Genomic DNA, 12,020 nt, shown 5'->3' with positions numbered 1-12,020 from the left:
GGGATCAGCGGGTCAGTCCTCGGCCTCCGGTCCGGCGACCTCGACGCCGTGGCTGCCGCGTACGACGTGAATGCACTCGCCCGGGCACTCCTTCGCCGAGTCGATCACCTCGAGGCGCAGGTGCTCCGGCACGTCCACCCGGCCGCCCGGTGCCTGCACCAGCTCACCGTCGGGACCCTTGACGTAAGCCAACCCGTCGACGTCGAACTCGAAGACCTCCGGCGCGTACTGCACGCACAGCCCGTCGCCCGTGCACAGATCCTGGTCGACCCAGACCTGCAGCTGGTCGGTCGCGACCTCGGCCACCGGTGCACCCCCCATGTTCTCCCGTCCCACCCCTCGACGGTACCCGAATGCCCGTATGCGCCCGTCGACCCACCCTTGGCGATCAAGCTTCGGTGACGGGCGCGTTGCGGAGGACCGAATCGGGCTCATAGCGGCTAGTGTTAGGTCAGAACGTTCAAGCCCCCCGGGGAGGTGGGACGTGGCACGCAGCGACGACGCGGACTCGCGCGCCGCACGGTGGGAGAAGGAGGCCCACGATCTCTCCACGCAGGTCGCGTTCCTTCAAGAGGAACTCGCTCTGGTGCGGCGCAAGTTGACCGAGAGCCCCCGACACGTCCGGCAGCTCGAAGAGCGGCTGGCCGCCACCCAGGCGCAGTTGGCGCGGCTGACCGAGAACAACGAACGGCTCGTGAGCACCCTCAAGGAAGCTCGCGCGCAGATCGTGACGCTCAAGGAGGAGATCGACCGGCTCGCTCAACCCCCAAGTGGCTACGGCGTCTTCCTGGCCAAGCACGACGACGGCACGGTTGACGTCTTCACCGGCGGACGGAAACTGCGCGTGGCCGTCTCGCCCTCGCTCGACGTCGACGAGCTTCGGCGCGGCCAGGAGGTCCTGCTCAACGACGCGCTCAACATCGTCGACGCGTTCGGCTACGAGCGGGTCGGCGAGGTGGTCATGCTCAAGGAGATCCTCGCCGGTCCCGAAGGCGCGCCGGGCGATCGGGCGCTGGTGGTCTCGCATTCCGACGAGGAACGCATCGTGCACCTGGCCGAGACCCTGATCGGCAGTCCGATCCGGGCCGGCGACTCGCTCATGATCGAACCTCGCTCGGCGTACGCGTACGAGCGGATTCCCAAGAGCGAGGTCGAGGAACTCGTGCTGGAGGAGGTGCCGGACGTCGACTACACCGACATCGGCGGCCTGCACTCCCAGATCGAGCAGATCCGCGACGCGGTGGAGTTGCCGTTCCTGCACGCGGACCTGTTCCGGGAGCACCAGCTGCGCCCGCCGAAGGGCATCCTGCTGTACGGCCCGCCCGGCTGCGGAAAGACCCTGATCGCCAAGGCGGTCGCCAACTCGCTCGCCAAGAAGATCGCCGAGCGGCGGGGCGAGGAGAAGCACACAAGCTTCTTCCTCAACATCAAGGGCCCCGAGCTGCTCAACAAGTACGTCGGCGAGACCGAGCGGCACATCCGTCTGATCTTCCAGCGGGCTCGGGAGAAGGCCGGCGAAGGCACGCCGGTCATCGTCTTCTTCGACGAGATGGACTCGGTCTTCCGCACCCGTGGCTCCGGTGTCTCCTCCGACGTGGAGAACACCATCGTGCCGCAGCTGCTCAGCGAGATCGACGGCGTCGAAGGGCTGGAGAACGTCATCGTCATCGGCGCCTCCAACCGGGAAGACATGATCGACCCGGCGATCCTGCGTCCTGGACGACTCGACGTGAAAATCAAGATCGAGCGTCCGGACGCCGAGGCGGCCAAGGACATCTTCTCCAAGTACATCCTCCCCGGCCTGCCGCTGCACGCCGACGACCTGGCCGAACACGGCAGCGACCCCCAGGCCACCGTCGCCGCCATGATCGACGCGGTGGTGCTGCGGATGTACTCGGAGACGGAGGAGAACCGCTTCCTGGAGGTCACCTACGCCAACGGTGACAAGGAAGTCCTGTACTTCAAGGACTTCAACTCCGGCGCGATGATCCAGAACATCGTCGACCGGGGCAAGAAGATGGCCATCAAGGAGTTCCTCACCTCCGGACGCAAGGGACTGCGCCTGCAGCACCTGCTCGACGCCTGCGTCGACGAGTTCCGCGAGAACGAGGACCTGCCCAACACCACGAACCCGGACGACTGGGCCCGCATCTCCGGCAAGAAGGGCGAGCGGATCGTGTACATCCGCACGCTCGTCTCCGGCGGCAAGGGCACCGAGGCCGGACGCTCCATCGAGACCGCCAGCAACACCGGTCAGTATCTCTGACCGGCCGGCGCCACCGGGGCCCGCGACGCACCGCGTCGCGGGCCCCGTCGTACTCCCGGACCGTGTCGCACAAGACCCGCCACCCCGGTCCCGGGGCGGACCCGCCCCACCGCCACGCCCCCGGTTGGCGAAGTGGCGACTACGCTCGACATGACGGGGACCGGTCGGGCAAACGAAGCGGGTAGGTCGATGAGCGTTAGACGAATCATGGGCACCGAGGTCGAGTACGGCATCTCCGTGCCCGGCCAGGCCGGCGCCAACCCGATGGTCACCTCCTCCCAGGTGGTCAACGCCTACGGCGCCCGACCGGAACTGAATCGCGGTGGCCGGGCCCGGTGGGACTACGAAGAGGAGTCACCGCTGCGGGACGCCCGAGGTTTCACCTACTCCGGCGCGGCCTACGACCCGGCCGAGGCGCTCGCCGACGAGGACCTCGGCCTGGCCAACGTGATCCTGACAAACGGGGCACGGCTCTACGTCGACCACGCCCACCCGGAGTACTCCACCCCCGAGGTGACCAACCCCCGCGACGTCGTCCGCTGGGACAAGGCGGGGGAGCGGGTGATGGCGGAGGCGGCGCGGCGGGCCGCCACGATCCCCGGCACGGCACCGATCCACCTCTACAAGAACAACACCGACAACAAGGGCGCCAGCTACGGCGCGCACGAGAACTACCTCATGCGCCGGCAGACGCCGTTCGCCGACATCGTGGCGTACCTGACGCCGTTCTTCGTGACCCGGCAGGTCGTCTGCGGCGCCGGCCGCGTCGGCATCGGCCAGGACGGTGGTCAGAGCGGCTTCCAGATCTCGCAGCGGGCCGACTTCTTCGAGGTCGAGGTCGGCCTCGAGACCACGCTCAAGCGGCCGATCATCAACACTCGCGACGAGCCGCACGCCGACGCGGACAAGTACCGCCGGCTGCACGTCATCATCGGAGACGCGAACCTCTCGGAGATCTCCACCTACCTCAAGGTGGGCACCACCGCGTTGATCCTCACGATGATCGAGGAGAAGGCACTCGGCCCCGACCTCGGCATCGCCGACCCGGTCGGCGAACTGCGCGCGGTCAGTCATGACCCGTCGCTGTCGCACCTGATGCGGCTGCGCGACGGACGCCGGCTGACCGCCATGGACGTGCAGTGGGCATACCTGGAGCGGGTGCGCGCGTTCGTCGACGACCGCTACGGCAACGACGTCGACGAGCAGACCGCCGACGTGTTGGACCGGTGGGAGGACGTGCTCGACCGGCTCGGGCGCGATGTGATGCTCTGCGCCGACGAGCTGGACTGGGTGGCGAAGCTGCGGCTGTTGGAGGGCTACCGGGAGCGGGAGAAGCTCGGCTGGGGCTCGCACAAGCTCCAACTGGTCGACCTGCAGTATTCCGACGTACGCCCGGAGAAGGGCCTCTACCACCGGCTGGTCTCCCGCGGGTCGATGAAGACGCTGCTCAGCGACGAGGAGAGCCGTACGGCGATGACGGAGCCGCCCGAGGACACCCGGGCCTACTTCCGGGGGCGCTGCCTGGCCCAGTACGCCTCCGAAGTGGTCGCCGCCAGCTGGGATTCAGTGATCTTCGATGTCGGTCGCGAGTCGTTGGTGCGGGTGCCGATGATGGAGCCGGAGCGCGGCACGAGGCGGCATGTCGGTGAGTTGTTCGATCGCTGTGCCAGCGCCAAGGATCTGCTGGAGACCCTGACCGGCGGCTGACCCACCGGCTCGCGTCCATCAGCTGTTCGTTCCCGCGCGCCGGTACCGGCGCGCGGGGAACGTTTCGTCGCTCCCGCGAGGTAAGTTCATCGCAGGGAGATCGTGGAGGAGGCAACGATGGCCACTCGTGACAGCGGCGGTCAGTCGCAGTCGGGCAAGTCCCGTCAGGGCGAAGAGGTCGAGGACGTCACCGTCGAGGCGAACCCGGAGGTCGCCGAGCGGCACGCCGAGATCACCGAGGACGTCGACGACCTGCTCGACGAGATCGACTCCGTCCTCGAAGAAAACGCCGAAGAATTCGTGAGAGGCTACGTCCAGAAAGGGGGTCAATGAGGCATATGTCCGATTTGCCCGTCGGGTCGGACAAGACATGCCCACAATGCCAACGCACGTTGCCTCTCACCGAGTTTCACCGCAACAGCCGCCGGGTGGACGGGCGTGCCTACTACTGCAAGGCGTGTGCGACAGCTCGCTCCCAGGCCAGCCGGCGCAAGCGCGGCATCGCCCCCGCACGGAGGTCGGCGCTTCCGGTGGGCCAGGGTCTGAAGTGGTGCCCGGACTGCGAGCAGATCAAGCCGTTGGGCGAGTTCCCGAGCACCACCCGGAAGACCAGCGGCCGGCACAGTTACTGCAAGCCCTGCCACAACGCACGGGGCAAGGAGACCGCCCAACGGCGGTACGGCATCGGGCAACGGGAGTTCGACGAGCTGCTGGCCGAGCAGGGCGGTGTCTGTGCGGTCTGTGGTGACCCCGATCCGGAACATGTGGACCACGATCATCGCACCGGGTGGGTGCGCGGGATACTCTGCTTCAACTGCAACGGTGGTCTTGGCCAGTTCCGTGACAGTCCGACGAGGCTGGCCAGGGCCATCACGTACCTGAGAGGAACCACGTGGCAGCGGGTTTTGATCCATCCGGGCGTCTTCCAGATGTGTTCACCAACGCGGGGACGTCCTCCTTCACGGCATTCCTGAGCAAGGTGGCCCCCGAGATGCTGCCGGGCCGTCGGGCGCTGCCCCCGGGCATGGCCGCCGATCTGGCCCCGCACGCCACCACGATCGTGGCCATCGCCGCGTCCGGTGGCGTCGTGATGGCCGGTGACCGGCGGGCGACCATGGGCAACCTGATCGCCCAGCGGGACATCGAGAAGGTGCACCCCGCCGACGCGTACTCGTTGGTGGGCATCGCCGGCACCGCCGGGATCGGTATCGAGCTGATGCGGCTGTTCCAGGTTGAGCTGGAGCACTACGAGAAGATCGAGGGCGCGATGCTCTCCCTCGACGGCAAGGCGAACCGGCTCGCCTCGATGATTCGCGGCAATCTGGGCGCGGCGATGCAGGGGCTGGCGGTGATTCCGCTCTTCGCCGGTATCGATCTGGCGGCCAGCGATCCGGCGCGGGCCGGGCGGATCTTCAGTTTCGACGTCACCGGCGGTCCGTACGAGGAGACTGGCTACGACGCCATCGGCTCGGGTTCGCTGTTCGCCAAGTCGGCGTTGAAGAAGCGGTACCGGACCGGGCTGTCCGTGGACGACGCGGTGCGGTTGGCGGTTGAGGCGCTCTACGACGCCGCGGACGACGACACCGCGACCGGCGGTCCCGACCTGACGCGGCGGATCTACCCGGTGGTGATGACCGCGACGGCGGAGGGCACGCACCGGCTGACCGACGCGGAGACCTCGGCGATCGCGGAGAGCGTTGTCGCCGGTCGGATGGAGAATCCGGGCGGCTGAGCCGCCCGCGCCCGCAGCTGATCCCGTTTCCCGAGTACCGCCCGAAGGAGAGCCGCCGCCGTGGCCATGCAGTTCTACGCCTCGCCCGAACAGATCATGCGCGACCGTTCCGAGTTGGCCCGCAAGGGTATCGCTCGGGGACGCAGCTCGGTGGTCGTCAGTTACACCGGCGGGGTGCTCTTCGTTGCCGAGAATCTCTCCAGCACGCTGCACAAGGTCAGCGAGATCTACGACCGGATCGGTTTCGCCGCCGTGGGGCGGTACAACGAGTTCGAGAACCTGCGCCGGGCGGGTGTGCGGATGGCCGACCTGAACGGTCTGAGCTACGACCGCAGGGACGTGACCGGTCTGGCACTGGCCAACTCGTACGCGCAGATTCTCGGTGCCATCTTCACCGAGCAGTCGAAGCCGTTCGAGGTGGAGATCTGCGTGGCGGAGGTGGGTGCCACGCCGGAGGAGGACTCGCTGTACCGGTGCACCTATGACGGGTCGGTGACCGACGAGCCGGGCCGGATGGCGATGGGCGGTCAGGCCGAGGCGATCTCCGGGGTGCTGAAGTCGAACCATCGGCCGGACATGTCGCTCGCCGACGCGGTCAAGGTGGCGGTGCAGGCGCTGGGCAGCGTCGGCGGCGAGGGCGGTGCCGCCCGTACGATCGCCGGCGACCAGTTGGAGGTCGCGATCCTGGACCGTAGCCGGGTGGGTCGTACCTTCCGGCGGATCACCGGGGCCGCGTTGACCGCTCTGCTGGACGGCGATGCGGCCGGCGGGTCGGCGCAGGGTGATCGGGCGCAGACCCCGACCACGCCGACCGAGGAGGGGCACAAGCCGACCACCTCGGCTGGCTCCGCTGATCTGGAGGACAAGCCGGGCGACAACTCCGGCACCTGATCTTCACCCCGAACGATGGTGGCGCCCGAGCGGTTTCGACCGTGTCGGGCGCTGTCTCGTTCGGGGTCGACGGTCGGCTTACGGTGGGCGGTTTCGGGGCGGGTCAGCGGCGGGCGAGCAGTGGCCGGGCGGCTGCCCACCACGCGGCGGCGACCGCGTTGAAGACACCCATCCCGGGTGGGACCGGCACGTTCGACGGGGCGACGCGGGCGGTCATCAGGTCGGCGAGGGCGCCGTCGCCGACGGTGCGCTCGGCCTGGAGGCGGCGTCGACGGGCGCGGATCCAGTTCCGGTGACGCCACAGCCACGCCCAGCCGCGGGTCTTCTGGCGTCCCCAGCCGCCCACCAGCGCGGTGGCGAGCATGGCGAGTTCGGTGAGCAGCAGCATCGGTGCCAGCAGCGCCAGGGTCCGGCCCTGGTACGCGGTGAGCAGGGTGAGCAGGCGGTTGCGTTCGACCAGGTAGAGCTTGAGGTCGTTACGGGAGAACTCGTAGTGGTGCAGGACGACGGCGTCGGGCACGTACTCCAGCCGTAGGCCGCGCTGCCACAGCCGCAGGCTGAGTTCGGTGTCCTCGTGGTAGGCGAAGTACGCGTCGGGGAAGCCGTCGAGTTCTTCCCAGCGGTGGCGGCTGATGACGAAGCAGCAGCCGCTCAGCGAGGGTACGGCGGTGCGCTTCGCGTGGGCGCTGGCCGGTTCGCCGTTGCCGCCGGCCCAGGACAGGCCGGTGAAGTGCAGCGGGTTGCCCGAGGTGTTGATCAGGTCGGGGTCGTGGGCGAGCCGGATGGAGGCCATGGCGGCGCCGATCCCTGGCTCGGCGGCCACCGCGACGACCTGGGCGAGGGCGTCGGGGGCCACGATGGCGTCGGAGTTGACGAAGGCCAGCCACTCGCCGGTGGCGTCGGCGGCACCGACGTTGCAGCCGCCGGAGTAGCCGGTGTTCACCTCCGGCCGGATGACTCGTACGCCGGGCAGGCCCTTGACCACGTCGATGCCGTGGCCGGTGCAGCCGTTGTCGACCACGACCAGCTCGACGTCGACGCCGGTGCTGGCCAGTACGGCCCGTGCGGCGTCAACCAGCCAGGGCTCGGCGCCGTAGGCGAGCATCACGGCGGTGACGCGGGGCGGTCTCATGGGGTTCCTCCGCTGGTGGTGGCGGGCATCGGCGCGGCGACCGGTGGGGCGGGTGGGGTGGCCCGGCGACGGCGCAGCAGGGTGATCATGGCGGCGGCGGCGGCCACCACGGAACCAACGGTGTAGCCGAGTTCGACGCGCAGCGCGACGGGAAGCGGAGGCAGGGTCGCGAGGACCAGCGCGGCGACGCCGATGGTCCAGGCCAGGGCCTGGGCGCGGTGCCGGGCGCGGGCCAGCAGGGCCTGACCGAGCACCATCGCCCACAGGTACGCCAGGGTGGCCACCGAGAGCCAGGCGAAGTCGCCGTGGCCGAGGACGTCGGGGGTGTCGAAGAGAGCTCGCACGAGCGCCGGGCCGAACAGGGCGGCGAGGATGCCGCCGAGGGCCCCGAGGGCGGTGACGACGGCCAGGGATCGGCGGAGCAGGGCACGGAAGGCCGGTTCGTCGCCGGTGGCGGCGGCGGTGGACAGGCCGGGGAGCAGCGCGGCCTGCATCGAGCCGAAGACGAACAGTGGTATGCGGACCAGCACCAGCGCGGAGAGCAGCGCGCCGGCGGTGGCGACCTCGGCCGGGTCGAGCAGCCGTACGTTGATCACTCCGACGTTGACGACCACCTGGGCGAGCAGGCTGGAGACGGTGAGCAGCGCGAGTCCGCGTAGCAGCGGCGGCCACGGGACCGTCGGTCCACGGCCGGCCGTCCGGGCGACCGGCGCGACGGTCAGCGCGACGGCGGCCAGCGGTGCCGCGACCAGGACCAGCGCGTAGGCGACGGGGGAGTCCACGCCGGCGACCGCGAGGGCGGCGACCAGGCCGATGCGCAGTCCGCCGTCGAGGCCGAGTTGGGTGCCGTACCAGCCGAAGCGGCGCAGGCCGGCGAGCACACCTCGGCTGGTGTGTGCGACGGCGAGTGCGGCGAGTGCGCCACCGAGGGCGGGCACCATCGCCGGGTCGCCGTCGAAGAGCCGATCGGTGAGGAAGTCTGCGCCACCGACGGTGAGCACCAGGAGCAGGCCGAGCACGGCGGCGGCGACGGCGGCGCCGCGGGCCAGTACCGGCCCGGGTGGCAGGTCGCGGGTGCGCCGGGCCGCGACGAGGCGGGCGACTTCCTGCTCGACGGGGAAGAACACGCCGATGCCGAGGGTGAACACGACGGACCAGAGCACCGACAGTGAGGAGTAGTCGGCGGCGTCGAGGTTGTGTCCGGCCACGGCGAGGTGGACGTACGAGGCCAGTCCGACCACGGCGAGGCCGATGCCGACGCCGACCGTGCCGGGTGGGACGAAGCGGAGCAGGCGGCGGATCACCGGCGGATGAGGGCGAGCGTGAGGACGGCCAGGGCCCGGCCGAGGTAGATCATCGCCCGGGTGGGGGAGTGGCTGGGGGTGCCGGCCATCCGACGGCGCATGGCGACCGGGACCTGCTGGATCCGGTAGCCGCGCCGGGCGGCGTGCACAAGCGTCTCGACGGTGTCGCCCAGGTACTCGACGGGGTACCAGTGGGCGAACATCTCGATCATCCGTCGGTTTGCGGCCCGGAAGCCGCTTGTGGTGTCGGTCAGTGTGGTGCCGGCCAGGCCGGACAGCACCAGCGACAGCACGGCCATCGCCCAGCGGCGGGGGCCGCGTACGGTGTATTCGCCCTCGCCGGCGAACCGGGCCCCGATGACCAGGTCGTGGTCGCCGAGCAGGTCGACAAGCTTCGGCACGTACCGGGGGTCGTGTTGCCCGTCGGCGTCGACCTGCACGGCGGCGTCGTAGTCGTGTTCGTGGGCGTAGCGGTAGCCGAGCCGCATGGCGCCACCGACGCCGAGGTTGTAGGGCAGCCGGGCGACGCGGGCACCGGCGGTGATGGCGACGGCGGCGGTGTGGTCGGTGGAGCCGTCGTCGACGACGAGCACGTCCGCTGTGGGTAGTTCGCCGCGGATCTCGCCGACGACGTCGCCGATGGAGGCGGCCTCGTTGAACGCCGGAATGATGATGAGGAGTCGTTCGCCGTCAACCATCGCGGGAGACCACTTCCGTCCGGTCCAGGCGTCGGGTCCACTCCGCCCGTTCCGTCCGTTCGGCTTCGACTTCGGCGCGGAGCAGGGCGAACTCCTCGGCGAGGGTGCGGGTCTCCTCCTCCAGCGCGCTGACCTCCCAGCTGAGATGGATGCAGACCAGCAGGAGGAAGACGATGCCGAGGAACAGCACCAGGCTGACGCCGGAGGCGACGCCGAGCAGGTCGGCGACGCCGTCGAGCAGCCGGGGGAACAGCGACAGCGGGATCACCACGAACAGCAGGCCGAGCCAGAGCATGCCGTACTTCTCGCGTAGTTGGCGGCGGCGCAGCAGCTCGACGATCGTGGCCAGCAGAAGCAGGCCGGTCAGGCCGGTGACCAGGGTGAGCTTCATACGACCCTCCGCGGGAAGCGTGGGGCGGTGGGGATGAACGCGTCGACCAGGGCGGCGTGCCAGTCCGGCAGCGGCGGCAGCCCGGCCTCGGCCCACCGGCCGTGCGCCAGCACACTGTACGTCGGCCTGGGGGCGGGTCGCACGAACCGGGAACTGGTGGTGGGGCGGATCCGGTCCGGGTCGAGGCCGTGCCGGGCGAACACGGCGCGGGCCAGGTCGAACCAGGTGGTCTCGCCGGCGCAGGTGCCGTGGTAGATCCCGGGTGCGGCGTGTCCGCTGTGGGCGGCCTCGGCGAGCCTGACCAGGTGGCGGGCGAGGGCGTGGGACCAGGTTGGCTGGCCGTGCTGGTCGTCGACGACGTCGAGGGTGTCGCGTCGGTCGGCCAGGTCGAGCATGGTGGTGACGAAGTTGCGGCCGTGGGTGCCGTAGAGCCAGGCGGTACGCACCACGTATCCGGTGTCGGGCAGCAGCCGGGTGACGGCCTGTTCCCCGATGAGCTTGCCGCGACCGTACGCGTTGAGCGGGGCGGTCGGCGCGTCCTCGGGGTAGGGGGTGGTGGCGGTGCCGTCGAAGACGTAGTCGGTGGACAGTTGCAGCAGGCGGGCGCCGTGCGCGGCGCACGCGGTGGCGAGGTGGACGACGGCGTCGCCGTTGACGGCGGTGGCCGCCGACTCGTGCGCCTCCGCGCCGTCGACGTCGGTCCAGGCGGCGGTGTTGACCACCACGTCGTGCCCGTCGACGGCGGCGTGCACGGCGACGCTGTCGGTGATGTCCAGTTCGGTGCGGGTGACCGCGGTGAGACGGTGTTCCGGTCGCGCGGCGAGGATGTCGACCAGGTCGCGTCCGAGCATCCCGCCGGCCCCGGTCACCAGGAATCTCACGCGTTCCCTGCTTTCAGTGGCTCCCACCAGTCGCGGTTGTCCCGGTACCAGCGGACGGTCTCGGCGAGACCGGTGTCAAGGGTGATGCTGGGGGCGTACCCTAGCTCTTTGCTGATCTTGGTGATGTCGAGGGCGTAGCGGCGGTCGTGTCCCTTGCGGTCGGCGACGGGTGTCACGCGGTCCCAGCCGGCGCCGCAGGCGTCGAGGAGCCGGGCGGTCAGTTCCTTGTTTGTCAGTTCGGTGCCGCCACCGATGTGGTAGATCTCGCCGGCGCGACCTTTGTCCTGCACGAGGGCGATGCCGCGGCAGTGGTCGTGCACGTGCAGCCAGTCGCGTACGTTGCCGCCGTCGCCGTAGAGCGGGACGCGGTGTCCGTCGAGGAGGTTGGTGACGAACAGCGGGATGACCTTCTCCGGGTACTGGTAGGGCCCGTAGTTGTTGGAGCAGCGGGTCACCACCACGTCGAGGCCGTGGGTGCGGTGGTAGGACAGGGCGAGCAGGTCGGAGCCGGCCTTCGACGCCGAGTAGGGGGAGTTGGGGGCCAACGGCCAGTCCTCGGTCCAGGCACCGTCGGCGATGGAGCCGTAGACCTCGTCGGTGGAGACGTGCACGAACCGGGCGACGCCGTGGCGCAGCGCGGCGTCGAGCAGGTTCTGGGTACCGAGGACGTTCGTGGTGACGAAGGGCGCGGCGCCGGCGATCGAACGGTCGACATGGGACTCGGCGGCGAAGTGCACGACGACGTCCTGCCCGGCGACAGCCCGGTCGACGACGTCGTGGTCACGGATGTCGCCCTGCACGAAGCGCAACCGGGGGTCGTCGGCCACCAGCGCGAGGTTGGCCACGTTGCCGGAGTAGGTGAGCGCGTCGAGCACGGTGACCTGGGGCGGTTTCCACGCCGGCACGCCCGCCGCGCCGCCACCGGGGACGCCGAGCAGCGTCCGGACGTATTCCGAACCGATGAAGCCGGCGCCGCCGGTGACCAGGATCCTCACGGGTCCGAAAGTCTACGCGAAAC

At 69.8% G+C, this 12,020-nt stretch carries 13 protein-coding genes; 6 read left to right on the top strand and 7 right to left on the bottom strand.

The genetic code is table 11. The features are described from left to right. Positions 1–12: 12 nt before the first annotated feature. Entirely contained in the window at positions 13–306 is a 294-nt protein-coding gene (locus ACN26Z_RS18250; RefSeq protein WP_421464672.1) for a ferredoxin, read from the bottom strand. Between the two features lie 178 nt (positions 307–484). Here ACN26Z_RS18250 and arc point away from each other — a divergent pair, with 178 nt between their 5' ends. From arc to prcA, 6 genes are all read left to right on the top strand, one after another. Next, positions 485–2,266: a proteasome ATPase gene (arc, locus tag ACN26Z_RS18245; RefSeq protein ID WP_093406000.1), complete on the top strand. Its 1,782-nt coding sequence runs from the start codon at positions 485–487 to the stop codon at positions 2,264–2,266. Positions 2,267–2,455: 189 nt separating this feature from the next. Beyond that, positions 2,456–3,973 (top strand): depupylase/deamidase Dop, encoded by a 1,518-nt coding sequence (dop, locus tag ACN26Z_RS18240; RefSeq protein ID WP_093405997.1) that lies wholly within the window; start codon positions 2,456–2,458, stop codon positions 3,971–3,973. Between the two features lie 117 nt (positions 3,974–4,090). Beyond that, on the top strand, positions 4,091–4,306 hold the full coding sequence (locus ACN26Z_RS18235; protein WP_013734319.1) for a ubiquitin-like protein Pup: 216 nt from the start codon (positions 4,091–4,093) through the stop codon (positions 4,304–4,306). 197 nt (positions 4,307–4,503) lie between these two features. After that, entirely contained in the window at positions 4,504–4,947 is a 444-nt protein-coding gene (locus ACN26Z_RS18230; protein WP_421462533.1) for an endonuclease VII domain-containing protein, read from the top strand. Then, positions 4,866–5,705, top strand: a complete 840-nt coding sequence (prcB, locus tag ACN26Z_RS18225) for a proteasome subunit beta (protein WP_170863473.1) — start codon at positions 4,866–4,868, stop codon at positions 5,703–5,705. The genes ACN26Z_RS18230 and prcB overlap by 82 nt, the downstream gene beginning before the upstream one ends. Before the next feature lie 60 nt (positions 5,706–5,765). After that, positions 5,766–6,596 (top strand): proteasome subunit alpha, encoded by an 831-nt coding sequence (gene prcA, locus ACN26Z_RS18220; RefSeq protein WP_282238245.1) that lies wholly within the window; start codon positions 5,766–5,768, stop codon positions 6,594–6,596. A 103-nt stretch (positions 6,597–6,699) separates the two neighbouring features. On the opposite strand, the gene ACN26Z_RS18215 is transcribed toward prcA, so the two are convergent. The 6 genes from ACN26Z_RS18215 to rfbB are packed head-to-tail and all read right to left on the bottom strand — an operon-like array spanning position 6,700 to position 11,997. Next, entirely contained in the window at positions 6,700–7,728 is a 1,029-nt protein-coding gene (locus ACN26Z_RS18215) for a glycosyltransferase family 2 protein (protein ID WP_282238246.1), read from the bottom strand. Continuing rightward, positions 7,725–9,032, bottom strand: a complete 1,308-nt coding sequence (locus ACN26Z_RS18210; protein ID WP_421462529.1) for a lipopolysaccharide biosynthesis protein — start codon at positions 9,030–9,032, stop codon at positions 7,725–7,727. The genes ACN26Z_RS18215 and ACN26Z_RS18210 overlap by 4 nt, the downstream gene beginning before the upstream one ends. Next, positions 9,029–9,730: a glycosyltransferase family 2 protein gene (locus tag ACN26Z_RS18205; protein WP_282238248.1), complete on the bottom strand. Its 702-nt coding sequence runs from the start codon at positions 9,728–9,730 to the stop codon at positions 9,029–9,031. The genes ACN26Z_RS18210 and ACN26Z_RS18205 overlap by 4 nt, the downstream gene beginning before the upstream one ends. Continuing rightward, positions 9,723–10,121: a DUF2304 domain-containing protein gene (locus ACN26Z_RS18200; protein WP_093405975.1), complete on the bottom strand. Its 399-nt coding sequence runs from the start codon at positions 10,119–10,121 to the stop codon at positions 9,723–9,725. Before ACN26Z_RS18200 ends, ACN26Z_RS18205 begins: the two co-directional genes overlap by 8 nt. Continuing rightward, entirely contained in the window at positions 10,118–11,002 is an 885-nt protein-coding gene (gene rfbD / locus ACN26Z_RS18195; protein WP_421462527.1) for a dTDP-4-dehydrorhamnose reductase, read from the bottom strand. Before rfbD ends, ACN26Z_RS18200 begins: the two co-directional genes overlap by 4 nt. After that, entirely contained in the window at positions 10,999–11,997 is a 999-nt protein-coding gene (rfbB, locus tag ACN26Z_RS18190) for a dTDP-glucose 4,6-dehydratase (protein WP_421462526.1), read from the bottom strand. Before rfbB ends, rfbD begins: the two co-directional genes overlap by 4 nt. Positions 11,998–12,020: the final 23 nt, after the last annotated feature.

The sequence above is a fragment of the Verrucosispora sp. WMMD703 genome (assembly GCF_049178935.1).
In the GTDB taxonomy this organism is placed as follows: domain Bacteria; phylum Actinomycetota; class Actinomycetes; order Mycobacteriales; family Micromonosporaceae; genus Micromonospora; species Micromonospora sediminimaris.
This window is presented reverse-complemented; position numbering and strand designations above follow the sequence as displayed.